The sequence below is a fragment of the Grimontia sp. AD028 genome (assembly GCF_000973155.1).
Taxonomy (GTDB): domain Bacteria; phylum Pseudomonadota; class Gammaproteobacteria; order Enterobacterales; family Vibrionaceae; genus Enterovibrio; species Enterovibrio indicus.
The window spans coordinates 1-25,855 of record NZ_LASY01000064.1; the positions used below are offsets into that span (position 1 = coordinate 1).

At 48.7% G+C, this 25,855-nt stretch carries 19 protein-coding genes and 1 riboswitch; of the genes, 12 read left to right on the forward strand and 7 right to left on the reverse strand.

Going from position 1 to position 25,855, the window contains the following annotated elements:
- Positions 1-471 precede the first annotated feature (471 nt).
- The 8 genes from purR to RN22_RS14500 all read left to right on the forward strand — a co-directional run bounded on the left by purR (position 472) and on the right by RN22_RS14500 (position 10,065).
- Positions 472-1,482 carry an HTH-type transcriptional repressor PurR gene (purR, locus tag RN22_RS14465; RefSeq protein ID WP_046305410.1) on the forward strand — a complete coding sequence of 337 codons (1,011 nt, stop codon included), beginning with the start codon at positions 472-474 and terminating at the stop codon, positions 1,480-1,482.
- Between the two features lie 306 nt (positions 1,483-1,788).
- Positions 1,789-1,887, forward strand: a riboswitch (cyclic di-GMP riboswitch).
- A 114-nt stretch (positions 1,888-2,001) separates the two neighbouring features.
- Positions 2,002-2,595, forward strand: coding sequence for a TfoX/Sxy family DNA transformation protein (locus RN22_RS14470; RefSeq protein ID WP_002535127.1), 594 nt, complete (start codon positions 2,002-2,004; stop codon positions 2,593-2,595).
- Between the two features lie 366 nt (positions 2,596-2,961).
- Positions 2,962-3,303 (forward strand): hypothetical protein, encoded by a 342-nt coding sequence (locus RN22_RS14475; protein ID WP_046305413.1) that lies wholly within the window; start codon positions 2,962-2,964, stop codon positions 3,301-3,303.
- Between the two features lie 414 nt (positions 3,304-3,717).
- Positions 3,718-5,895, forward strand: a complete 2,178-nt coding sequence (lpdA, locus tag RN22_RS14480) for a dihydrolipoyl dehydrogenase (RefSeq protein ID WP_046305416.1) — start codon at positions 3,718-3,720, stop codon at positions 5,893-5,895.
- Positions 5,896-5,900: 5 nt separating this feature from the next.
- Positions 5,901-7,034 (forward strand): ABC transporter substrate-binding protein, encoded by a 1,134-nt coding sequence (locus RN22_RS14485; RefSeq protein ID WP_046305418.1) that lies wholly within the window; start codon positions 5,901-5,903, stop codon positions 7,032-7,034.
- A 50-nt stretch (positions 7,035-7,084) separates the two neighbouring features.
- Positions 7,085-8,791, forward strand: a complete 1,707-nt coding sequence (locus RN22_RS14490) for an ABC transporter permease (protein ID WP_046305420.1) — start codon at positions 7,085-7,087, stop codon at positions 8,789-8,791.
- Positions 8,754-9,440 (forward strand): ATP-binding cassette domain-containing protein, encoded by a 687-nt coding sequence (locus RN22_RS14495; protein ID WP_046305421.1) that lies wholly within the window; start codon positions 8,754-8,756, stop codon positions 9,438-9,440. The genes RN22_RS14490 and RN22_RS14495 overlap by 38 nt, the downstream gene beginning before the upstream one ends.
- Positions 9,433-10,065, forward strand: coding sequence for a CDP-alcohol phosphatidyltransferase family protein (locus RN22_RS14500; RefSeq protein WP_046305423.1), 633 nt, complete (start codon positions 9,433-9,435; stop codon positions 10,063-10,065). Before RN22_RS14495 ends, RN22_RS14500 begins: the two co-directional genes overlap by 8 nt.
- On the opposite strand, the gene RN22_RS14505 is transcribed toward RN22_RS14500, so the two are convergent.
- The 6 genes from RN22_RS14505 to bfr (RN22_RS14530) form a co-directional block, all read right to left on the reverse strand.
- A complete protein-coding gene (locus RN22_RS14505) occupies positions 10,066-10,698 on the reverse strand; it encodes a DsbA family protein (protein WP_046305425.1) in 633 nt (210 codons plus the stop codon).
- 29 nt (positions 10,699-10,727) lie between these two features.
- On the reverse strand, positions 10,728-12,101 hold the full coding sequence (locus RN22_RS14510) for a tetratricopeptide repeat protein (protein WP_046305427.1): 1,374 nt from the start codon (positions 12,099-12,101) through the stop codon (positions 10,728-10,730).
- Between the two features lie 168 nt (positions 12,102-12,269).
- Positions 12,270-16,832: a calcium-binding protein gene (locus RN22_RS14515; protein ID WP_046305429.1), complete on the reverse strand. Its 4,563-nt coding sequence runs from the start codon at positions 16,830-16,832 to the stop codon at positions 12,270-12,272.
- 306 nt (positions 16,833-17,138) lie between these two features.
- Positions 17,139-17,738 carry a DJ-1/PfpI family protein gene (locus RN22_RS14520; protein WP_052737546.1) on the reverse strand — a complete coding sequence of 200 codons (600 nt, stop codon included), beginning with the start codon at positions 17,736-17,738 and terminating at the stop codon, positions 17,139-17,141.
- Positions 17,739-17,895: 157 nt separating this feature from the next.
- Entirely contained in the window at positions 17,896-18,369 is a 474-nt protein-coding gene (bfr, locus tag RN22_RS14525; protein ID WP_046305431.1) for a bacterioferritin, read from the reverse strand.
- A gap of 2 nt (positions 18,370-18,371) precedes the next feature.
- Positions 18,372-18,842, reverse strand: coding sequence for a bacterioferritin (gene bfr, locus RN22_RS14530; protein ID WP_002535112.1), 471 nt, complete (start codon positions 18,840-18,842; stop codon positions 18,372-18,374).
- A gap of 305 nt (positions 18,843-19,147) precedes the next feature.
- On the opposite strand from bfr (RN22_RS14530), the gene RN22_RS14535 reads away from it, so the two are divergent.
- Positions 19,148-19,846, forward strand: a complete 699-nt coding sequence (locus RN22_RS14535) for a class I SAM-dependent methyltransferase (protein ID WP_231590903.1) — start codon at positions 19,148-19,150, stop codon at positions 19,844-19,846.
- Between the two features lie 283 nt (positions 19,847-20,129).
- Positions 20,130-20,867, forward strand: coding sequence for a hypothetical protein (locus RN22_RS14540; protein WP_046305433.1), 738 nt, complete (start codon positions 20,130-20,132; stop codon positions 20,865-20,867).
- A 54-nt stretch (positions 20,868-20,921) separates the two neighbouring features.
- Here RN22_RS14540 and RN22_RS14545 read toward each other — a convergent pair whose 3' ends face one another.
- On the reverse strand, positions 20,922-21,515 hold the full coding sequence (locus RN22_RS14545; protein WP_046305435.1) for a TetR/AcrR family transcriptional regulator: 594 nt from the start codon (positions 21,513-21,515) through the stop codon (positions 20,922-20,924).
- A 187-nt stretch (positions 21,516-21,702) separates the two neighbouring features.
- On the opposite strand from RN22_RS14545, the gene RN22_RS14550 reads away from it, so the two are divergent.
- Together RN22_RS14550 and RN22_RS14555 are read left to right on the forward strand one after the other, a co-directional pair.
- Positions 21,703-22,797 (forward strand): efflux RND transporter periplasmic adaptor subunit, encoded by a 1,095-nt coding sequence (locus RN22_RS14550; RefSeq protein ID WP_046305437.1) that lies wholly within the window; start codon positions 21,703-21,705, stop codon positions 22,795-22,797.
- A gap of 2 nt (positions 22,798-22,799) precedes the next feature.
- Positions 22,800-25,850, forward strand: a complete 3,051-nt coding sequence (locus tag RN22_RS14555; protein WP_046305439.1) for an efflux RND transporter permease subunit — start codon at positions 22,800-22,802, stop codon at positions 25,848-25,850.
- The last annotated feature ends 5 nt before the right edge of the window (positions 25,851-25,855 follow it).

Genomic DNA, 25,855 nt, shown 5'->3' on the forward strand with positions numbered 1-25,855 from the left:
CTTAACTGATCGGCATTAGGGCTTGTTCCCGGCTTTTTTTGTTTATAGCCATTCAAAATCACCAAGCTAGCGCTCAGTTAGTTGAAACTGAAAGTACGCACTGTGTGGTTAGCATGATGCGCATCAACCTTATGCACGTCTCTAAGACACAATAATTGCGGCGTAGGACCATTGACATTAAACTGTGAACGCAAGCGATTGGCATTGAGAATTTTCTGAAATTTTGCAACAAGCTCATGTAAGTGCCTCGCGCGTTTTTTCTCCTCTGCGTCGATAACAGTCAGACTGTTTGGGCATTGCGTTCGATTACGGACCAACAAGAGAAAAAAAGCACACACATAAATTGAACGAACCTAATACGCCGCTTATACCGTCGGATTGAATCGAAAATATTCTGATAGGTTGAGCGGCGTAAACTTGTGCAGTCCGATATGACAGAGGCTGCCAATAAAACGATAAGAAGATTACTGAATGGCAACAATTAAAGACGTCGCACGACTCGCCGGTGTCTCTACAACAACAGTTTCGCACGTGATCAACAAGACGCGTTTTGTTGCAGAGAACACGACCAAGAAAGTCTGGGCCGCTGTCGACGAACTGAACTATGCACCAAGCGCTGTGGCTAGAAGCTTGAAGTGCAACTCTACCCGCACCATTGGCATGCTGGTGACCAAATCAACCAACCCGTTTTTTGCTGAGGTTGTGCATGGTGTTGAAGAGTATTGCTACAAAGAGGGTTATACCCTGATCCTTTGCAATACAGAGGGTAATCTCTCCAAGCAGCGTGATTACCTGCGCATGCTGGCTGAAAAACGCGTGGATGGCCTGTTGGTGATGTGTTCTGATTTGAACGAAGAACTGCTCTCTCTGCTTGAGAAGAAGCAGGATCTGCCAATGGTGGTGATGGACTGGGGTACACAGCACATCAATACTGACTGTATCCAAGACAATGCAGAACTTGGCGGTTACATTGCGACTAAACACTTCATTGAAAACGGTCACACCAAAATCGGTTGTATCTCAGGTCAGATGGATAAGCTGACTTGTAGAGAGCGTCTGGACGGTTTCCGCAAAGCGCTGGAAGAAGCAGGATTAACTTACAACCCTGATTGGATTGTCGAAGCGGATTTCGAATGTGATTCTGCGGTAGAAGCCGCTAACAAACTCGTTGCGCTTGAAGACCGCCCTACTGCTGTTTTCTGCTTCAACGACATTATGGCATTGGCTGCGATCAGTACCTTCCGTCAGGCAGGTCTGGATGTCCCGAATGACATTTCCATCATTGGCTATGACAACATCGATTTAGCTGGTTTCTTCTCGCCACCGTTAACCACAATTCACCAGCCGAAAAACCGTTTGGGTAAAACGGCGATTAAGCTGCTGATGGAACGTCTGGCAAACAAAGAGAACCAGCAACAGATTTTTGAAATGCAGCCTGAATTGATTGTGCGACGCTCTGTAAAGAATTTAAAACAGTCATAGCCCAGAATCGCCTCAAATGTCACCAAAAAGCCTGAGCCTTACGCTCAGGCTTTTCTTTTACTGACAAGTTTTCCAAATAAATGCATCTTGTTATTGCGACGAACCTCAAAATCAATAAAATGCCCAGATTTCTAGTGCTACCCTTATTGCATACTGTAAAAGGGGTGCGATGGTCGAAATTTCTGCAATAACAAAGAGAACGGAATAATTACAAAGAAATCAATAGAGTTCATTCGGAACTAAGATCACACTTTGTTCGACCAGCAATAACGACAAAAAGACGCGATTCGGTTAAGCTAAATCTCGTCAAGAAAAAGGCAAACCAAGGCGAAAGCCTGGGACGCAAAGCTTCCGGCCTCACACCGTTGAAAATATTCATCAGGTGTTGGTAGCGGAGCTACCGATGACGTTAGCATTTCACATCCGGTTCGCCCGGTGCGTTGACAATTCTCTGAATTAGCATTGCTACGTTACTCCTTGACCATTCATCCAGGAACGTATTGATTGAGAATAAGTCACATGGATAAACCAACCCTAAAAAACACACTGAAGTTCTTCGAATGTCTGGGCAAAATGAAATCGCGCTCTATGTTTGGAGGTTTTGGTGTTTTCTGCGACGAGACAATGTTTGCACTTGTCGTGAATGATCAACTTCATCTTCGCGCTGGCCCAGCCAACGAAACAGAATTCAAAGCACTGAATATGGAACCCTACGTGTATAAGAAGCGTGGATTCCCAGTTGTCACTAAGTACTACGCCGTACCACAAGATTGGTGGGACCAGTCCGGTCTAATGATGGACCACGCCACCAAAGCCCTCGCTATTGCAAGGGAAGACCAGCAAGAAAAGAAGACTGCGGCGCCTTCACGTATCAAAGATCTTCCGAACCTTCGCCTTGCGACGGAACGTATGCTGAAAAAAGCAGGTATCGAATCCGTCGAAGAGCTTCAGCGTGCCGGCGCAGTAGGTGCTTATCAAGCACTACAAAAATCCCACAACGATACGCTAAGCCTCGAGTTACTATGGGCGCTGGAAGGTGCGATTGAAGGCAAGCATTGGTCGGTGATCACGCCCCAACGTAGAAACGAGTTGCTGGAAACCCTTCGACAGTAATTCACGATTACTTCGTTATAGAAACAGCCAGCGTGCCCTTCTCCGCCGCTGGCTGTTTTGCTTTCTGATATTCCGTACTGTAAATCCGAACTAATTTACAAAATTCCTGTCGATTTGATGCTGTTTTGGAGAGAGATAATGGAAAGTCCTGTCATGAACCATTGCTTATTTGATAAGGCTTTGTCAGAGAAAACTGATAAAAACCCGATGATTTTGACCGTCGTTCAATCAACCTTAATAAAGCACTCTTAAAATCCTTTTTGTGACATGTGTCACATATAAGACACACAAGAGCCTTGCCCGCTTACCAGTGCATGCAAATCTGAACTATGCCAAAAGAGAAGACAGACAAATGGCAACAGAAAAATGCACTACACAAAGCCGTTTCCAGACCAAATAGACAGAATTTTCCGCGACCATTTCAGAAAATGGCCGCGCAGATTCAAGTGGACGGTTTTTCTTTGCTTCTTTTTCCCTGCAGCCTCGTATGCGGCAAATACGCACGGCACTTTTGATCCCTCGTTTCTCACCATCATTGTTATCCTTTTTTTCGGTATCAATGCTCTGGTTGTGATTTGGGGCCTACGGTTGAACAGTTTTGCTCAACGCTGCTATTGGCACCGTAACTACCACATTGGCGGCGCAACGACGCTGGCACTCATCCCTCTCGGCATTTTGGTACTTCAATACACTAAATACTGTCTATGAATCCAACTTGTGATTCTTCATTGACACATCCAGACTCTATTCAATCTCGTATACTCCCACTTTTATCAGAAAGTTAACTCTCTCTCGGCAGCCTTTCATAGACATGTTTGAACATATAGCATCGAAAATCTTGAAGAAGTTTGTAATTTTTCCCAGTACCTATCGGTCATATCCCACAAGCAAAGAAAAGGAAAAGCGCGCAAATCCACGTATTGCTTTCGTCAAACTGAACCTCGTTTACTCCCAAGGTCACAGTTTTGGCAATAAACCTGTTTAACTCTTTGGTAATGAAGTGCATTTCGTCCAGACAAAAGGAAACTTTTGCCATAGTTAGAACTGTGCTTTAAGCAACGCTGTTATCCAAATTTCGATTGAACAGACTCGTGGAACAACGTCACTTATAAAGGATCAGAAATGAACACAAAGAAGTTAGCTGTTCTCATTGTCATTGCAGCCATATTTGTCACATGGTTTGCCTTCGACCTTGGCGCACTGTTTACGCTTGAAAACGCCAAAGCACAGCACGAAGCGTTGAAAGGCACCATTGCGAGTAATTTTGTTACCGCAAGCATCATCTATTTTGTTGTCTATATCGCTATGACCGCGCTCTCGCTGCCCGGTGCTGCCATTGCTACCCTGCTTGGCGCAGCGCTATTTGGATTTTGGTGGGCATTGCTTCTGGTTTCATTTGCCAGCTCCATTGGCGCAACGCTTGCCTTTTTAGTCAGCCGCTTCCTGCTCAAAGATTCTGTGCAAAGCAAATTTGGTGATCGCCTTGCCACGATTAACCAAGGTGTAGAGAAAGATGGTCCGTTTTACCTTCTGACACTGCGCCTAATCCCTGTATTTCCGTTCTTCCTGATTAACCTGCTGATGGGCCTAACGCCAATCCGCACCGCGACTTTCTACATTGTTAGCCAAATCGGCATGCTGCCGGGCACTGCGGTATACATCAATGCTGGTACCCAGTTAGCACAAATCGATTCGCTGAGCGGCATCGTTTCTCCAGGTGTATTGTTGTCACTGGTTCTGTTGGGTGTGTTCCCAATCATCGCCAAGATGATCATGAACGTGATTCAAAAGCGCCGTGTGTACGCCAAATGGCAAAAGCCAACCACGTTTGACCGTAACCTGATTGCGATTGGTGCGGGTGCCGGTGGTTTGGTGACTACCTACATTGGTGCAGCGGTAAAAGCCAAAGTAACCCTTATTGAAAAACACAAAATGGGTGGCGACTGTCTGAATACTGGCTGTGTGCCATCAAAAGCCTTGATTCGTGCAGGTCATGCCGTGCATGAAATCAAACGCTCGCAAGAGTTTGGTGTGAACGTTGGCGAACCTACCGTGGATTTCCAACAGGTAATGGGCCGCGTACACAAAGTCATTGCAGACATTGAGCCGCACGATTCTGTCGAGCGTTACACCAAGCTTGGCGTGGAATGTATCGAAGGCGAAGCGAAAATCCTCTCTCCTTGGGAAGTAGAAGTGAATGGTCAACGCCTGACTACTCGCAACATTGTTATCGCAACCGGTGCGCGTCCTTTAGTTCCTGGTATTCCAGGTCTACAGGAAGTCAGTTACCTGACCTCAGACAACGTCTGGGAGCTTCAGGAGCAGCCTAAGAAGCTCTTGGTACTGGGTGGTGGTCCTATCGGTAGCGAATTGGCACAAAGCTTCTCTCGTCTCGGCACAGACGTGACCTTGGTGGAAATGGCAGACCAACTGCTTATCCGTGAAGATGCCGACGCTGCCGAACTGGTCGTAAAAGGCCTGAAAGAAGATGGCGTGAACATTCTGCTTGGCCACAAAGCCACACGCTTTGAGAAAGATGGCGACGTTCAACGTGCTTACTTTGAGCACAATGGCGAAGAAGTTGTCATCGAGTTTGATTATGTGATGCTGGCGCTTGGTCGTGTCGCAAACACTAAAGGCTTTGGCCTTGAAGACATCGGCGTTGAGCTCACTGAGCGCGGCACTGTCAAAGTGAATGAATATCTGCAATCCAACTACCCAAATATCTTCGCAGTTGGTGACGTAGCGGGGCCATTCCAATTAACCCATGCAGCAGGCCATCAGGCTTGGTATGCCGCAGTGAATGCTCTGTTTGGTGACTTTAAAAAATTCAAAGCAGATTACTCTGTGATGCCCGCAGCGACTTATACGGCGCCGGAAGTTGCCCGTGTCGGGATCAACGAGAAAGAAGCGATTGCACAAGGTATCGAGTATGAAGTGGCTCACTATGGTATCGACGATTTAGACCGCGCGATTGCAGACGGTGAAGACCATGGCTTTATCAAAGTCATCACTCCGAAAGGCAAAGACAAAATTCTGGGTGCGACTATTGTGGGTTCACATGCTGGAGACCTACTCGCAGAATTTACCCTAGCGATGCGTCACGGCCTTGGATTAAACAAGATCCTCGGTACAGTGCATCCTTACCCAACCATGAGTGAAGCCACCAAATACACTGCCGGTGTTTGGAAGCAGAACAATGCTCCTCAAGGATTGTTGGCTTGGGTAGAGAAGTTCCACACCTGGATGCGTAACGAATCCAGTGCAAACAAATCTCAAACCATGATTAAGGAAGATTGATCACCATGAATTTGAAATCCATCGTCGCAGCTTGCGCCCTCGCCTTCACTTCAGCCGTGTCAGCGGCTGACCTCTCCAACTGGGAGAAAATTGAAGAAGGTGCTCAAGGCCAAACGGTTTACTTCAACGCCTGGGGCGGAAGTCAGGAAATCAATGCCTACTTACGTTGGGCTGGCGATGAACTAAAGGAACGTTACGGCGTCACGCTTCAACACGTTAAAGTGTCTGACATTGCAGAGACCGTCAACCGTCTGGTTGCTGAAAAAGCCGCAGGTAAGAACAAAGGCGGCAGTGTAGACATGGTTTGGATTAATGGTGAAAATTTCAAATCAATGAAATCAAACGGCCTGTTGTTTGGACCGTTTGTTGAAAGCCTGCCTAGCTGGTCGATTGTTGATAAATCCTTGCCAGTCAAAGAGGACTTTACCGAGCCAACAAATGGTTTGGAAGCACCTTGGGGTGTAGGCCAGTTAGTTTTCATCCACGATGAAAAGACGCTGGCAAACCCACCAGCCTCTTTCAACGAGATGCTGAGTCTGGCCAAAGCGTTTCCGGGAAAAATCACCTACCCGAAACCACCGGCTTTCCACGGTACCAGCTTCCTGAAAGCCGCATTGTTGGAACTGAGCATGGATACTGCCCCGCTCTACAAACCTGCAGATCAAGCTGATTTTAATGAAGTGACAGCGCCGCTTTGGAAGTATCTGGATGAATTACACGCCGTAGCTTGGCGTAAGGGGAAACAATTCCCGGCAGCCAGCGCGGAAACCATGCAGTTGTTGGATGATGGAGAGTTGCTGCTCGCCATCACATTTAACCCTAATGCCGCTGAAACGGCAGTGAAAAACGGTACACTTGCGCCTTCCGCTAAAGCCTTTGCTTTTGACAAGGGTGCGCTGTCCAACATTCACTTTATGGGTATCCCTTGGAACGCCAATGCGAAAGAAGGCGCTCTCGTCGCGGTCAACTTCCTGATGAGCGAAGAAGCGCAGGCTCGTAAAGCAAACAGTGATTACTGGGGTGACCCAGCGGTCGTGAAATTGTCTGACAGCAAGCCTCTTTTCAAGTCACAGCCTGAGCCACATCCAAGCTGGCAAGGTGCGCTCGAGCAAGAATGGCTCAAGCGCTATGGTCAATAATTAGAGTAAATTGTTGAAGCGATAAACGCTTCAAATGAAATGAGGTAAACATGTTACGCCTGCTGTATTTGATAACATTAGTCGTGTGCTGTTTACCTCTCCTTCCCGGACTTGGCGGCGTGTTACTCTCTGCCGTCAGCTATCTTCCCGTTCTTGGACTAAGTGAACCCAGCCTTGAAGGTTGGCGCTCAATGCAAGAGTGGCCCGGCACTCACAAAGCCATTCAGCTCACCCTGTTTACCGGTATTGCCGCCTCTTTCTTTGCCGTACTGTTTACGTTTCTTATCCTTCAATCCTGTTGGGGAACCCGTCTCTGGAAGCACATCGAACAGTGGCTTTCCCCTTTGCTGGCCATGCCTCACGTTGCCTTTGCGATTGGCTTTGCCCTTACCTTTGCCCCATCAGGCTGGTTATTCCGTTTTATCGCGCTGTTTACCGGACAAGAACAGCCCTACCACTGGTCGCTGGTTCAGGACAGTAGCGGTATTGGATTAATTCTGGCACTGGCTGTGAAGGAAACCCCTTTCCTTCTGCTGATGAGCCTTTCTGTACTTAAGCAAATGCAAGTAGACCGTTTGCTCGCGGCCTCACAAAGCCTCGGCTACAACCGCACCGCGGCTTGGTTGAAAGTGGTGTTTCCGCAATGGCTGCCGAAAATGCGCTTCCCGATTTATGCGGTGTTGGCTTACGGGTTATCCGTCGTTGATGTAGCGATGATTCTGGGCCCAACTTCGCCGACCACCTTTGCTGTATTGGTGTGGCAATGGTTTAACGACCCTGACTTGTCGATGTTGCCACGTGCAGCAGCGGGGGCGATTTCGTTATTCGTCCTCTGTTTCGGCACACTGCTTTTATATCGCCTGTTCGAATATGTACTGATTAACGTTTGGCAGAACTGGCAGTTCAGCGGCAGCAAAACCTACTCTCTGCCGGGGCGTCATCTATTTAAGTTCATCGCTCTTTTACCTTTTATGATGATTCCCCTGTTGCTGGTTTGGTCATTCGCCCTTCGCTGGCGCTTTCCAGATATCTGGCCGACACGTACGAGCACTCGGTTTTGGGAACAGGAATCTAGTCATCTGATTGAGCTGGCGACCAACAGCCTGATTCTTGGCCTGATATCCGCGACGGTTGCGTTGATATTTGCCGTTGGCTGTCTGGAGTATCGCGACAAGTACCATAAATCGCTGCCGCAGCTGGTGATTGCTGTGCCAATGCTGATCCCACAGTTATCGATTCTGTTCGGTATTCAGGTCGCGATATACATGTTACCGGGGCAATGGCACGTCCCTGCTACCATCTGGGCGCATATCCTGTTTGCCTTCCCTTATGTTTATCTCGCGTTGGATGGGCCTTGGAAATCGTTCGATCAGCGCCTAACACAAACCGCACGGAGCTTGGGACACAGTCCGTTTAAAGCCTGGTGGCAGGTGAAACTGCCTATTGTCATTCCTGCGATTTTACTGGCTTGGGCTGTTGGTCTCAGTGTCAGTTTCGCTCAGTATCTGCCCACCCAGCTTTTAGGAGCAGGACGTATCACCACATTAACCACCGAAGCGGTCAGTCTTGCCAGCGGTCAGGATAGACGTATCAGCGCCGTGTATGGTTTGATTCAAGCCTTTCTGCCGCTTGTTTTCTTTGCCCTTGCATTGGCTGCCAGCCGATTAGCTGACCCACGCCGCCGTCTGGCCCGACATGATGAATCCAGAGAGTCTGTGAATGAGTTTGTCCGTACAAAACCTGACTATAAAATCTAATCAAGCCACTTTGGTCACTGGCATGTCATTCCTCGTCGAAAATGGGGATGTACTATCTATCATGGGACCCAGTGGCTGTGGTAAATCCACCCTACTCAGCGCAGTTGCCGGACACCTTTCACCAGAGTTTGATTGCGAAGGCGATATTCTGGTCAATGGCCAAAACATCCAATTACTCCCTGCTGAAAAGCGGGCGGTAGGGATTCTGTTTCAAGATGACCTACTTTTCCCGCATCTCAATGTGTGGCAGAACCTTGCGTTTGGCTTGCCTGACACCATGAGCGCTGCCGAAAAAAAAGAACGTGCGCTGGCAACGTTACAAGAAATAGAACTCGCAGATATCGCTTTTAAAGCGCCAGACCAAATCTCCGGCGGTCAGCGTGCGCGCATCAGTTTAATGCGTACCCTGCTCTCTCACCCCAAAGTCATCTTGCTGGATGAGCCTTTTAGCAAGCTGGATAAGCCACTTCGAAAGTCATTCCGTGCATTTGTCTTTAAGCAAATCAAAAACCGCAACATCGCGGCTGTGATGGTGACGCATGATGAGGATGACGTCCCTGTGGAGAGTACCTTGCTGCATTGGCCAAATAAAGAAAGGGAAACGACCTCGAAAGTGGGTTTTATGAATTCGGAGCAGAACAATGCTTGATCGCTATTCCATCGCAGTTATCCGCTGGCCCTTAAAACAGGCCGCTAAGATCCCTGACAAAATCGGCCTCACTGCTAACCAAGTCACGGTGAGTGGCTTTCTGATTGGCTTGCTGGCGCTACCCGCGATCGCTTACGAGCATTATTGGCTTGGGTTACTGTTTATCGCCCTGAACCGCATTTTTGATGGATTGGACGGTGCCTTGGCTCGACGACAAGGGATTACTGATGCAGGTGGGTTTCTGGATATCACGCTGGATTTCCTGTTCTATTCGATGATCCCGTTTGCTTTTGCTTTGGCAAATCCCGAACAAAACGCAGTTGCTGCGACATTTCTGGTGTTTTCCTTTATGGGAACAGGCTCGAGCTTCCTCGCGTTTGCCATCATGGCGAGTAAACGAAATATCGAAAACCCGGTTTATCAAAGTAAATCTCTTTATTACATTGGCGGTTTAACAGAAGGAACTGAAACCATTGCGTGCTTTGTGCTGTTTTGCTTGTTCCCGGGTTACTTTGCAGAAATTGCCTGGACGTTCGGTGCTCTATGCTGGATAACCACAGCCACACGTATTTGGGCGGGATATCAAACACTGAAAGAGAATCCACCTCAGGATAACGCGGGATGATCACTCCCGCGCCAGATTATTAATGGCAAATGCCAGTACATCGATATCAACTTGACCGAAGAATCGATAACGACCAGAGTCAAAAACCCACGCAGGGCTGCCCGGGATTTTTTCTTCCTCGGCATGCTTGATGTCACCGTAGACATCTGCCAAGGCTTTCCCCGTCAAAAAGTGCTCCATGATGTCTGGCGTCGCAAGGTGACACTCCTCAAGCACATCTTTTAACACACCGTAGTGGCTGATATCCCTTGCATCGCGGAAAAACGCCTCACGGAGTGCATGTTCGAGTTCAACCGCAACCTCATTACCGGCAACAAACTGCACCGCTTTCAACGCTTGATGCGGCATCAATGAACTCGATGGACGGACTTTTCTCCATAAGTCAGGGTGAACGTCCAAGCCATCAAATTTCGCCATTAACCTTTCGGTGATTTCGGCATATTTCATGTACCCGCGTTCTCCTACACCAATAGAATTCATCCGTTCGGGGACATTGGCATACAAGGCCAAATAATGATGCTGCCACTGCACATGGGAGTTATCCCAAAGATGCATGATTTTGTCGTTGTAATGCTGGCCAACCCAACCCCAAAAACAAAGCAAATCACTGTAGAAGTTAACCTGTACTGTCATGGAAAACTGATCCTTGTCACTGTGAAATGTTAAAGAACGCGTCTAAGCAATTGATTCAGAGCTTGGTTATCCCCACCTAACGTCAGCCTTTCAATTGCAGCGTATTTTCTCAGGTAGATCTCAGGAGCCAGATCCCACTGGGTTCTGCGGGACACCCTTTCTTTGAGCAAGCCTTTTGTTGTTTCCAAATGGCCTTGCTCAACTTCAGCGTTGATCAGGTATTGATGCAGAATATCTTGTTGGGCATGGCTTCCACCCAGCTTCGCCATATCGTATCGAATTGGCGTTATCAAATTTGCAGCGTGGGCAAAATTGCCATCTTCAAAGGCTTCAATACCCGTAACCAGCTTTTGGGAAAGCTCATTTTCAGTGGGGTAACGCAGAGCATTTGGGTTACCTAGCTTTCCCTTCAATGACGAGATTGCCTCTTTTTCACCCGCGCGATGGAGCACCATGGCGGAGTGAAGTTCAGTAAACAGGTAGATATAGTCTCCATAAGCATCCCGCACACCTTCGTAGAGCCGCTGCCAACGCTCACCAACCTCAATACCCAAAAACTCCAAACGCTTGAGTAATGAAGCGCCGTTTTGAACACTCAAGTAGAAATTGGAAGGTTCAGGGTAAATATGGTGGTCAAGAAGGGAGAACACTTCATCAATATTGCCCTGCTCAAGGTGGAATAGCGCAAGGTGCCACCAGAGATGGCCGACAAACGCGTTATGGGTAGGTAACTGTTCTCTGCGTGACTCTATCCAGTCTATGCCCTCATCAGTGCGTGCATTCATTTCCAGCACATGAGCGAGAGAGTGGACAGCCCATACATCTGCAGGGTTTAGCTCAACTGCTCTACGGGCATAATCTTCAGCCAGTTGGTACTCCCCAACCTCTTCAAGCGCAAAGCTGAAAGCACCGATAAAATAACCGTAGCCTGAAATATCTTCTCCCCAGTGAGGTGCGATTTTCGCGGCAGTATCAACCAATCGTTGTCTTTCACCAAACCAGAAAAGGTTACCTGTAGACTGTCGAAAAGCGACCAGATCCAGCGGCCACTCATTCAAAATACCTGCCCAGACTTCCAGAGCAGCTTTGATATCCCCCCGCTGATAAGCTTCTAGTGCAGAAATATGTTGTTGCTCTCGGCTATTGGTTTGTTTGACGAGGGAACGAATGGAAGTCAACACATCAGAAATACCAGCCAATGATGAATAGCGCCCTTCACTCGCAATGCTATAGCCCTTCAAGACGTGGGCCATCACAAATTCTGGGTGTGCTTCCAGGATGGAATCTATTTTTTCCATGGCATTTGGGCGATAGTCAAAAATCCATTCCAATGCAGCTTCAAACTTTTTAACGCCAGCGTCATCTGTGCCTGTATATACCAATCCTCTGCTGTCTGTGCCCATCGTTTTTGTTCTCCCTAGTCATCGTTTAAGTGAGACTAGCGAGCCCAATGAAGGGTGACAAACTAGGATAATTTGCCTGCAGGGAAACGATTTGTTTGTGTCACTAAGCAAGGATGACAAACAAAAACGCCCGGAATTTCTCCCAGGCGTTTGATTTCAAATCTTGATTTAGAAAGATTGCGTAACGAGTTTGCTCTCTTCAATCATGGCGTTAATGACATCCTGACCGGAAGCATCACTATCCAATCCGAAGGCGTGAACCATGTCTTCAATCGATGTTGATGCAAAGACCACTTGCTGATCCACCGTGTCACCGTCGGAAGCGACTGAAAGCACGGCTTCCCCATCGTCGTTTTCTTCCAGCGCAACGAGGTAGCTGCCTAGGTCTTCATCACTGATATCACCCAGTACATCGGAGAAATCAAGCACATCAAGCTCTGGTTCGTAATCCATGATGGTATCCACGGTTCCGACAGAGGCATCGCTTTGCAGGAACACAAACGTATCGGATCCTTCGCCACCATACATGTCATCCGAGCCTGCTCCGCCTGCGATCAGATCGTTGCCTAAGCCGCCATCAAGAACATCATTACCTGCATACCCATAAATCTCATTGGTTTCATCACCACCATTGAGGTTGTCATTCAGCTCGGAACCTTCGATGACTTCCATCAGATCTCCAAGCGAAATATCAACGTTTTCACCAGCATTGATATCCAAAGACATGTCCGCCGTATCGCCGAAGTCGTTTTCCAGCTTCAGTTCAAAGTGTTCGATCTCTTCGCCCAGTGAAGCATCAGATGCCAGTTGGTAAACGTATTCACCTTCTGCATGGCGGTCATCATCCGAGCCGTAAATGGTGAGCTCGCCGCGTTCAGTTTGAATCACCAATGTGCCATCTGGAATTTCGTAGACTGCCCCATCAATCTCGACCGTCTTCATATTCCAATTGCCGGAAGTGTCGGCTTCTGCCAGCAAGTTGCCAGTCACGAGGAAGTTACCGGCAGACTGCTCCACGATACCTTCCTGACTGAAGGTTGGCGCTCCGTCATTGTTGAGTAGTGCTGAGAAGTCCTCTTCACTGACAAATTCAAAGTTATCTTCGGAGAGATTTTGCAACAGTGTATCTTCGAGTGTCAGGGTTTTGCTGCCCATGGTAATAACCACATCGACGCCGACCTGCGCCATCGCAAGCGCGCCGAATGACAGCACATTGGTTGAACGCGAAATCACCACTTTGTCGTCACGAGCGCTGAAGTCTATAACAGCATCATTACCTTTGCCGTCGTAAGCGACGGTATTGTTGCCGCTTCCAAGCTCCAGGCTATTCTCGCCACCGCCGCCGTAGACGATATCGCTGCCGCTACTACCTGAGAGCGTATCGTTACCCCAACCGCCAAGCATGATGTCATCATCACCGCCGCCGTTCAGGGTATCGTCGCCGCTGCCACCAACCAGCACATCGGCACCGGAGCCACCATAGAGGGTGTCATTACCATTATCACCCCAGACAATGTCGTCACCGTCGCTGCCATAGAGGGTGTCGTTACCTAATCCACCTTTGACGAAGTCATTTCCTTCACCACCGTATGCCAGGTCGTCGCCATCTCCACCTTGGATGTTGTCATTACCATCATCCCCCCAGATGGAGTCGTTGCCGTCACCACCTGAGAGGGAGTCATTACCGATACCACTTTTCAGGATGTCATTGCCGTCGCCGCCGTTGAGGACGTCATTGCCCTCAGCGCCGTAAAGCTCGTCGTTACCATCCCCACCATTGAGGACATCGTCGCCCGTGCCAGCTTGCAGGATATCTGAACCATCGCCGCCGTTTAAGGTGTCATCACCCTCATCGCCATACATGACGTCATTGCCCATGCCACCGTTCAGCGTATCGTTGCCGTCTTCCCCCGTGAGAATGTCAGCACCAAGACCGCCGTTCAGGACATCATTACCAATGCCGCCCCGCAACGTATCTTCACCTTCGCCGCCATTGAGCACATCATCACCGATGTCGCCTTTGACATAGTCGCTTCCATTACCACCATTGACGATATCATTGCCATCACCGCCGTATAGCTTGTCAGCGCCGGAGCCACCGTTTAGAACATCCGCCCCCGCACCACCGTAAAGGGAGTCTTCACCATTACCACCGTTGAGCACATCATCGCCCGACCCGCCGTAGGCAAGGTCGTCGCCATTTCCCGCATGTAACCTATCGTCACCGCTGTCACCGCGAAGCGTGTCAGCGCCTAATCCACCATAGAGCTTGTCGTTGTCAGAACCGCCATAAAGCGTATCTGCGCCCCTGCCACCGTATAAAGTGTCTTCACCAGAGTCGCCTTTCAGTACATCGCTTCCTCTACCGCCTTTGAGCGTATCGTTGTCTTTGCCGCCATTGAGCTCGTCATTGCCTCTGCCGCCGTGCAGTAAATCTGCGCCATCGCCACCATGTAAGACGTCACGACCTCTACCGCCGTTTAGGCTGTCATCACCCAAACCACCATTGAGTACATCGGCACCTCTTCCGCCAAGCAGAGAATCGTCACCAGCCCCGCCATCGAGAGTGTCAGCGCCGATACCGCCATTTAAGGAGTCATTACCTTCACCGCCGTTTAACGTATCATTCCCTCTACCGCCAAATAGGGTATCTTCACCGTCCCCACCATCTAAAACGTCAGCACCTCTGCCACCTTTCAGAACGTCGTTTCCATCTCCACCGCTGAGCGTGTCTTGTCCTCGACCGCCGAACAAGGTGTCTTCACCAACACCTCCCTCTAGAACGTCATCACCTCTGCCGCCTTTAAGCACATCATCTCCGGTGCCACCGTCCAAAATATCAGCACCGTTACCGCCGTGGAGTATGTCGTCACCAGACTCACCATACAGTTCGTCTTTTCCGTTACCGCCATAGAGAGTGTCGGCATTACCTGTAAAGGTGACGGTTTCTCCGTCAACCTCAACCGTTTCATAGACTTGAACCAGAGAGATATTGTCGATCAGCGCGCCAATTCCATCTGATTGGCCTTCGCCTGAGAATGCGATCTTGATATTTTCCGTGCCTTCGGGGACTAAGAAAAAACTGCTGAAGGATTCGTAGGCTTCATTAGACTGGTCATTGTCAAAGTGCTGATGATAGAGAACCTCGCCATCTTGGTCGGTGACTGTCACTGAGAATGGGCTGGTTGTCGTGTTGCCACCTTTGTACCGGTTAGCGTGATCAAAGCTCACTTCAAACGCAGAATCTGACTGTGCTGCCAGCGCCGACACATCCAACTGCTGAAAGACAGTGACGTTAGACCGTGTATCCAACTCCATTACCGTATTAGTCACATCATTTGCAGGGCCGCCACCAAAGCCACCCTGCTGGAGTTCAACTTTTACACCGCCCTCGCTTTCCCAACCTGGAACCTCTTCGTCATCAACCAGATTCCACATTCTTCTGGCATCGTCACCGTACGATTCGAATCCACCATTCAGAATTAGGTTTGGCCCACGTGTTGCTCCATCACCGTCATCGCCATAGAGCACATCAGCGCCTTGATTGCCGCGCAACACATCGTTGCCCATGCCGCCTTTTAATTCATCACTGCCCCTGCCACCTGAGAGCGTGTCGTCCCCAGCGTCACCTTTCACATAGTCATTGCCACGGCCACCATTCACGACGTCGTCACCGTCTCCGCCGAACAGACGGTCTGCGCCGCGGTTCCCGTTTAGTACATCATCTCCGCTGGCACCATACAGCTCATCTGCACCTCTGCCACCGAAAAGTTGATCATCGCCACTGCCGCCTTGCAGCAAGTCTGCGCCTTGGTTACCGTGCAAGACGTCGTTGCCGTCTCCGCCCCAAATGGAATCGTTGCCTCGGCCGCCAGAAAGCTCATCATCTCCAGTACCGCCTTGGATGACATCAGCCCCGCGCCCACCGTCGATAACATCATTGCCGCTGCCGCCGTTTAGAATGTCATCACCATTTCCTCCGAAAATGGTGTCATTGCCTTCTTCACCAAACACCGTATCGTTACCACTGCCTGCATGGATGGTGTCGTTGTCGGTCTGCTCTATCGTTGTTGTTTGCGTAACGCCTATATTGAAAGTGACATCGTCGTAGTCTTTGTCACCAAGACTCCAAATGTCTTCCCAGCCAGACGTTTCCCCGTCAAACGTCTCGTGATCCGCTCCGTCATCGTTCAATGACGCATCAGAAACAAAGACCTCTACAGTGACACCATCTTGCGATACGGTGGGCCTTGAAGACGAAAAGTCCAGTTCAACGCTTCCTACATCAAAACCTCGGCTATAACCGTTGGGGATGAGGAACATACCGATGGTAGCGGCGTTAGAAGGGGTCGCAATGTCTAGAACTGTATCTTCTGCTGCTTTGGCATTATCTATGACGACTTCGGCTGAAAGCACTAAGCCATTTTCGTCCATGATGTAGTAGCCGAGACTGTTTCTAAATCCCGCTGAGGATTGAATATCTGAAAGGGTTATCCGGATGGAGCTATCAGGCTGGACATCGAACAATGTACTGTCCGGCGCGCCGTTTAGCGTGGTCTGATGTGTCGTTGTTTCTCCAGTAGTATCTGAGGTCCCGTTGCCAAAAATGACATCATCACCGCTTCCTGCACTGATATGATCATCGCCTAAACCACCGACTATATTGTCGATGCCAGACGTACCGCTTATCGTATCGTTGTCGACAGTGCCAACAATGTTATTTTCAGCCATAGTTTCGCCTCAGTATGTCTTTACTACCACTGGGTAAAAACTAGAAGCGAAAGTCGGATGACTCAAATATGAAAAATGCCTCTCATTTTAAGAACTCCGCCCTAATGAGAGAGCTATAAGTAACAAGAGGCATATTGCTCTGTTTTTTCTGTGTTTTTTTCAAACAACGAAAGCAGCCTTATTTAACAAAACGTTATGCGCTAAAAACCTTTTTATTTTTGGAATGAAGACGGCGCTTATTTTCTATACAAATTTTCGCAAACACTATACATATTTGGTTAAAAAGCATGAGGTAAGAGTGAACAACTAAATATCGCGAATTTTGTTTAGCGTGTGGTCAATTCTTATCTCCATTTCATCCTTGGGAATAGATGAGGCCAACATCTTCCGAGTGGCATTAATATCTAGTAAATTCAGAGCCATCCAAGACGCAAGATACTCTGCGGCCAGACATCCTCCGGCAGTGGCGATGTTGCTTGTAGAGGAAAATGATGAAGAGGAGAAAGAAAGCCCGGTAGCACTCACCAGAGATTCTGTCTTTAAATCTGTCGAAATAGAAACATCGCTTCCAATTATTCCCTTAGCAATAAGCAGTAAAACACCTGAGCATTGTGCACCTATATATTGGCGATCGGGGTCAAGTTGAAATGATGAAATAAAGGTCGAATTTTCAGCGTATTGATTAGAAAGCTTGCTGCTCCCAAATATCACACCGTCATATTCCTCTAGCCTTTCTAACGTTGGATTAGCCTGAATACGCAAACCATTCATTGAAACGACATTTGAATGCGTTGAAACAATCTCCGCAACCAAACCAAGATTGTTAAGTCGATTCAGCATTGTAAAAGCGATCATCGAATCCATTTCGTTAAAGCCATCCAAAGTGACGATAGCAACTTTTTTCAAAATGGCTTCCTCTTCATTAAAAAGTCCACAATAGATTTAGTACCCCAAAGGCCTAAGATGGAAAGCCAACTAAGCCCATTGTTTACGAATACTATTTAACCTTGGACAACAAAAAGGCCGCTTTTGATGGCGGCCTTTGATTTCAGTCGGAGTCGGCTTATTTGCCCATTTTCGATTGAATGTAGTTTTGCAGACCAATCATATTGATCAAGCGAAGTTGCTTCTCCAGCCAGTACATATGGTCTGACTCAGTATCATCAAGAAGCTTCAACAGGATTTCGCGAGTCTGGTAATCCTGCTTTTCTTCACACAGCGCAATCACGGTACGCAGCTCTGCAGCCACCATGTACTCGTATTTCAGATCGTTTCGCATCATCTCTTCGACGTCAGCACCGATCAGCAATTTTTCACGCGTTTGAACGTCAGGCGTTCCTTCAAGGAAAAGGATGCGGTTGATCAGAATAGATGCGTGTTCACGCTCATCTTCAGATTCATGATTGATGCGCTCATACAGCTCATCCATACCCCAATCTTCGTACATGCGCGCGTGAACGAAGTATTGATCCATCGCAGACAGTTCATTTGTCAGCAAGCGGTTCAGACCATCAATGATTTCTTGATTACCTTTCATGCTTATTTCTCCATTTTCGCTTGCAGGTAGTTTTGCAGACCGGTCAGGCCAATCAGTTCAAGTTGAGATTCAATCCAGTCCAGATGCTCTTCTTCATCTTCAAGGATGTCGTTCAGCAACTCGCGGGTGACGTAGTCCTGCTTCTCTTCACAGATGGCAATTGCTTCTTTCAACTGAATCAACTGCTCTTCCAACATCACTTTGTCGCATTCGATCATTTCCTGAACTTCCTCGCCAATGCGAAGACGTTCCAGATGCTGTAGGTTTGGTAAGCCTTCCAAAAACAGAATACGCTCGATAAGCTTATCGGCGTGTTTCATGTCCTGAATGGACTTTTTGTATTCGGCTTTATTGAGCGCTTCAAAACCCCAATTGCCCAGCATTCTTGCATGGAGGAAGTACTGGTTAATTGCGGTGAGCTCGGAGGTGAGAATCTTATTCAGCTCAACGACAACGTCTTGATGACCTTTCATCGTGATGATCCTTTTATAACGCTGGTAATCCCAAAAGATGTGCCACATCCTAAGTGAAATTGAATTCAACAACAACCAGAAAAAGTCTTAATTTTCATGATATTAGTCAATGATAACCATTCCCATTTTTATTCACCTTTAGGTTACCGATTCGTAATAATCCTTATACATTACATGGCTTTAACTGCAAGTGTTTGGAAAGGCGGGTCTTATTCGGTTTAAGCCTGTAAAGACAGTTTGTCTTTCCTTTGATATCCCTCCAAAATGCCGGGGGTTCCCCTTCCGTTTGTACTTAGAGAAAAATCATGAAATCCGACATGTATTCAAAATTTGCCCCGCAATATGACGAAGCAGTTCAAGGCAATATCTACAACGCGCTGTTTGAACGCCCCAACCTGCAAGCCATGCTTGAGCGCATTGAAGGGAAAACAGTGTTGGATTTAGGCTGTGGATCTGGCGTTTATGCGGATTTCTTCTTGAGTGAAGGTGCTGCATCTGTCACCTGTCTCGACTTCTCTGCTGAAATGATCGACATCGTGAAGAACAAGTTTGGTCAGCGTGTTTCGGCGTATGTTCAGGACCTATCAGAAGGCTTACCCAAAGAAGCTGATGGGCAATATGATGTTATCGTGTGTCCGTTGGTCATTCATTACCTGAAAGACCTCACCGCTCTATTCAGCGACGTTTATCGCGTGCTAAAGCCTAGCGGATACATGGTGTTTTCGACCCATCACCCGTTTGCTGACTTCGAGTGTTCAACAACGGGCAACTACTTTGATACCGAGCTAGTGCAAGAAGAATGGAACACGGTCGGTACACCGGTTCAGGTGACGTTTTACCGCAGACCGCTGGTGGAGATTTCCATTGCAATCACCAGTGCGGGGCTATCTATCACCCAGATTTCGGAAGGACAGGTTTCAGAAGCCATCAAACAAGCCTGTCAGCAAACCTACGAGCGCTTAAGCAAGAACCCTAATTTCATTTTCATCAAGTGTCAGAAATAGGCTTATACCTAACGGCTTTGAACAACCTCCACAGCCGTTTTCCCTCCGGATACTGATTCTCGAAACACCGACAACATTCAGGTGACGATATAGGCTTAATAGGCATCAAAACGGGCCACCTAGAATAGAAAAATGGGCTTTCCGACGACCAAACTACTCTAAGCTTTACTACCGTCTCATGTTCAATCCAAATTCAGCCACTTACCTACTTTAGAGTGGTGGGTAATAACAATCAGACATGGATTAAATGTCGACCAAACGTTGTAACTAAGAAGGAGTTTTTATGGCGTCTTATTTGGCTAGATTCAAAAGCGCTATCACATCTTGGTGGAAACCCTTAACAGGCCTTATCGCTATCTTACTACTTGCCGGTTGTGGTGCCACTTCAGCATCCCGGGGTAATACCGCTGAAGTCGATACTGCCCTTTCAAACATTCCGATTTATGCAGTGATTAAAGAGCAAGATCCCGCGGTATACAACCGTCTGGTCGATGTCGTTGCCAGCTTAAACACTGACAAATCCAACTATGGCGAACTGGTTCAGGCAACAGCGACTGAGCTGTATGCATTCGTCGAACCCCGACTGTCTCACGCATCTGACGACTCAATTATTGAGTACATGACAATTCAGGTAGAAAAAATGGATATATTGAAAGCACTAGGTGGTGGCCAGTGCTATCAGTTTCTTGCTCTCGATCCAAACGGCCCTGTCGTTGACATCAGTGCGTTTCCACGAGACCTGATCGAGCGTGATATGGACACCCTCGAAGAGATCATCGTTACCTCCACCACCAAGCAACCTATCCCTTCCATGGAAAGCGTGGTGCCGAATATTGAACGCGTGTTTTATGTTTTGGGGGCAAAATATGGTGATGGAATAGATATGCTGGATAACATGGCGCTGGCCTCCCAAAACAAGGAAGTTTACTGCGACATCATCATCGATCTTTATGATGAGATTCTGACACTTCCTAAGGACGAAGCCGTCGCGACATTGCGCTGGATGTTGGCAGAAGAATAATCGATGACTTGAGGTATTGGGTTACTGGCTCAATACCTCAACTTTCCCATTTAACTAATCGCCAAAACTCCCCACCACCACGCTGACCACATGCTCAATCTTTTCATCCAGATCTTGCCCTTCTGGAATTGGCTGCATGTCGAATACCTGAGGCCAAACAAACATGCCGTTAAACAGGCTTGAGTATGTCTGAGTCAGCAGTTCCAGTTTGATGGCTTTGATTTTCCCAGCCTTCTGCGCTTCATCAAACCAATGGTTCAGCGATTTATTGTTGTAGATTTTTGAAATGATTTGGCTAGCCATATCTGGCTGACGCAAGAACTCCATCAAGATGGTTCGGGTGAAAGGAATCCCATACGTGCCATAAAGGTTTTCAACCTCATTTCGCGTAACCATAGTGAGTTGCTCACTCAGGCTTTTGTCGGCGTCAAATTCGTATCTTAGGCTTTCATCAATCGAAGACTGAATGATGGTCAGCACAGATTCAAACAGCACTTCCTTGCTTTCAAAATGACGGTAAAGCGTGCGCTTTGATACTTCTGCTGTTGTGCAGACGCGGTCCATATTCGCAGCAGCAAATCCATGCTGGATAAACTCTTCTTTGGCTGCAGTAATGATCGCCAGGCGCTTTTGCTCTGAGCGTGTCATGGGCTCTCTCCTTTTCTCAACGCGACAAATCTACCAAGTTGGAATCAAAAAGTACACTTTTGAGTTTACCTCAATACAAAACACGCTTAAGATAAACTCCAGAGTTTACTTTTGGTTTTAACACCAACCCCAAAATTGTCTGATCAGACCGGCTTTGCAGGCCGGTCTCTTTGTGGAGTGGAACTACATGGTCGTCAACACGTTCGGCAAACCGTCATTCAAGCGCGGCGCGATTGCTACTTTGATCATCTCTTCTTTTCTTCTGTCAGGTTGTGGCGAGAAAGCGGTTGAACAAGTCACTGCGCCAGTCATCCAGCCAGCCCTGACGGAAATCGTCAATACACAACAAGCCGCTGATCTCAGCTTTAACGGAGTGGTGCGCGCCGCTGAACGCGCAGACATGGCCTTCCGCATTGGTGGCCGGCTGACCAACATCTTCGTCAATGAAGGTGATGAAGTGAAAAAAGGCCAATTGCTGGCAACGCTGGATTCTCGCGATGCCAAAACAGCCTTGGAATCGGCAGAGCTTGAATTGAGAAACACCACACTGGAATACGAGCGTGCACAAGCTATTTATAAGAAAAGCCAGGCGATCTCCAAAGCCGATTTAGATGCGATTACCACGCGCTTTGATCTCACAAAGAACCGTGTTTCTGAAGCCAAACGCCAGCTGGAATACACCGAACTTCACGCACCGTTTGATGGCATTGTTGGCCGCAAAATGATGGATAACCACATTCAGGTTCAAGCCAATGAACCTGTGCTGACCGTGCATGACCTCAACGATTTGGAAGTGGTGATTAACATTCCTCATCAAGTCATGTTGTCTGGTAGTAACCGCACTAAAGCCATCGCAGAGATTTCTTCGATTCCGGGACAAGCGTTCCCGCTGACACTGCGCACTTTTGCTACACAGGCAGATTCAGTCTCCCAGACCTATGCCGTCGTACTCGGGCTTGAGCAGGTGAATGGCTTCCGCGTTTTGCCGGGCATGGCCGTGAAAGTCATACCAGACACTAATGCTATTACTGACGAAAACACCCTTATCACCCTGCCGCTGACCGCCGTGGTGCCTGATAACCAAGGCAAGCAGTTCGTCTGGGTAGTCGGTCACGAAAACAAAGCTGAAAAACGTTATGTAGACATAGGCGCGCTGGTCAAAGACCGCATTGTCGTGAAACAGAACTTGGCCCTTGGCGAACGCGTCATCATCGCGGGCGTTTCCAGCGTGAGAGAAGGCATGGAAGTGCGCCCTTACACTGACGAACGTACTGGAGCATAACAATGGATATCGCACGTTATACCATTGCCAAACGCACCAGTGTTTGGGTGCTGATTGCCCTCACCCTGATTGGTGGCTACATCAGCTACCTCAAACTCGGTCGTTTTGAAGATCCGGAATTTGTCATCCGTCAGGCGGTGATTGTCACTCCGTACTCCGGTGCAACAGCACAGGAAGTTTCTGACGAAGTGACCGATGTTATCGAAGGCGCGGTGCAATCGCTCCAGGAACTCAAAGAGGTGAAATCCGTCTCCATGCAAGGCATGTCTGAGGTGACGGTTGAAATCAAACTCGAGTTCGCGAAAAGCAGTGCTGACCTCCAGCAGGTATGGGACAAACTACGCCGCAAGGTATCAGACGCCCAAAGACAGTTGCCTCCAGGCGCTGGCCCATCAATTGTTAACGACGATTTTGCGGATGTGTACGCCCTGTTCTTTGCCGTGACCGGAGAAGGATTCAGCGATAAGCAGCTGCAGGATTATGTCGATACCCTTCGCCGTGAAATCGTGCTGGTACCGGGTGTGGCAAAAACCGCGACCTTGGCGGAGCAGCAGGAAACCATCTTTGTTGAGATCTCCAGCGAACGTCTCGCGGAATTTGGCGTGTCTGCAGAAAAAGTCTTCCAGGTGCTGCAAAAGCAAAATCTGGTGACGGTTGCGGGCAGCATCGAAACCCTAGCGATGCGTATTCCGGTGATCCCAAGTTCCAGCATTGATTCCGTTGCCGACCTGAAAAACCTGCAAGTTGCGGTTGGGGAAAACAACACCGTGCTGCGTCTGGGTGATATCGCCAACATCGTGCGAGGCTACAAAGAGCCTTCCACCATGCTGATGCGATACAACGGCGAGCGTGCGATTGGCTTTGGTATCTCGAATGTCACCGGCGGTAACGTCGTGGATATGGGTGACGCAGTCAAAGCGCGTCTGGCAGAGCTAGAAAGCCAGCGTCCGCTCGGCATGGAGCTGAATGTTATCTCCATGCAGTCTGATTCGGTGCGTGATTCTGTCGCTAACTTTATCGACAACCTGATTGCCGCGGTTGCCATCGTATTTGTGGTGCTGTTGCTGTTTATGGGCGTCCGTTCCGGTGTGATTATCGGCTTTGTCCTACTGCTAACTGTCGCAGGCACGCTCTGCATCATGCTGATTGAAGATATCGCCATGCAGCGTATTTCGCTGGGTGCGCTGATCATCGCGCTTGGCATGTTGGTGGATAACGCCATCGTGGTAACAGACGGTATTTTGGTGCGATTGCAGCAAGAACCGGATGCAGACCGAAAGGCTGTGGTTTCAGACGTGGTGAACGCCACAAAATGGCCTCTGCTTGGCGGTACTGTCGTCGGTATCTGTGCATTCAGTGCGATTGGTTTGTCGCCATCAGACATGGGCGAATACGCGGGCTCCCTGTTTTGGGTGATCCTGTATTCCATGTTCCTGAGCTGGGTGTTTGCCGTTACCGTCACACCAATGCTGTGCCATGACTTCCTCAAAGTGCTGCCAGCAAAAGCCGATCAGAAACCGGGTCGTATGGTGACAGGTTACAAAGCTTTGCTGACCTGGGTGCTGAAACGCCGCATCATCAGTTGTGCCCTGCTGTTCGGTACAATGGCTGCTGCGATTTGGGGCGTGCAATTTGTTCCACCGGGCTTTATGCCGGAATCTCAACGTCCTCAGTTCGTGGTTGATGTTTACTTACCGCAAGGCTCAGACATCAAGCGCACTGAAGCCGTGGTCGCAGACATCGAGAAAGACGTGAAAGCCAAAGAAGGCATTACCAATATCTCCAGCTTCATTGGCGGTGGTGGCCTTCGCTTTATGCTGACCTACGCACCGGAAGCCCGTAACCCAAGCTATGGTCAATTGCTGATTGATATCGACGACTACACCAAAATCGCCCCACTTCTCGGCGAACTGCAAAGCGAACTGGATGCGAAATACCCTGATGCTTCTATCAAGGTGTGGAAGTTTATGCTTGGCCGTGGCGGCGGTAAGAAAATCGAAGCTGGCTTTAAAGGCCCTGACAGCGCGGTGCTGCGTCAACTGGCAGAACAGGCAAAAGCCATCATGTGGGCCGACGATAACCTGATTGCGGTGCAAGACGATTGGCGTCAGCAAGTGCCTGTACTTCGCCCTGTTTATTCTTCCGAAGAAGCGCAGCGTTTCGGCCTGACTACGCAGGAAATTAACCAGGCGATTGCCCAAACCCTGACGGGGCGTAACGTGGGTGTTTATCGCGAAGGCGATGATTTGATCCCGATTGTAGTGCGCGCGCCTGAAAGCGAACGCAACCACCAGCGTGCGATTGAAAACACTGAGGTATTCAGCCCTGCAACAGGCACCTTTATTCCGGTAAGCCAGTTGGTGGATTCAGTCGACGTGGTGTATCAGGATGCGATTCTTCGCCGAATCAACCGCGTACCAACCATTCTGGTTCAGGCTGACCCTGCACCGGGCGTGCTGACTGCCGATGCGTTCAACGATGTCCGTAACAAGATTGAAGCCATTGACCTGCCTGCGGGCTACGAGCTCAAGTGGTACGGGGAATACAAAGCCTCGAAAGACGCCAACGAAGGTCTGGTAATTTCTGCGCCTTACGGTTTTGCGGCGATGATTCTGGCCGTTGTCTTTATGTTCAACGCCCTGCGCCAACCACTGGTGATTTGGCTGACTGCCCCACTGGCAGTGGTAGGTGTGACGGTCGGATTGATTGTGTTCCAAACTCCGTTTGAGTTTATGGCGATCCTCGGCTTCCTGAGCTTGATTGGTATGATGGTGAAAAACGCCATTGTTCTGGTTGATCAGGCAGACGTGGAAATCCGCGATGGTAAAGCGCCCTACTTTGCGATTATCGACGCCGCCCTCAGCCGCGCCCGTCCGGTATTGCTGGGCGCATTCACCACCATTTTGGGTGTTGCTCCGCTCTTGATTGACCCCTTCTTCAAGAGCATGGCAGTGACCATTATGTTTGGTCTACTGTTCGCAACCATCCTGACATTGGTAGTGATACCGCTGTTCTATGCGATTTTCTTTAGGGTGAAGGTGGAAGCTGCTTAAAGCAG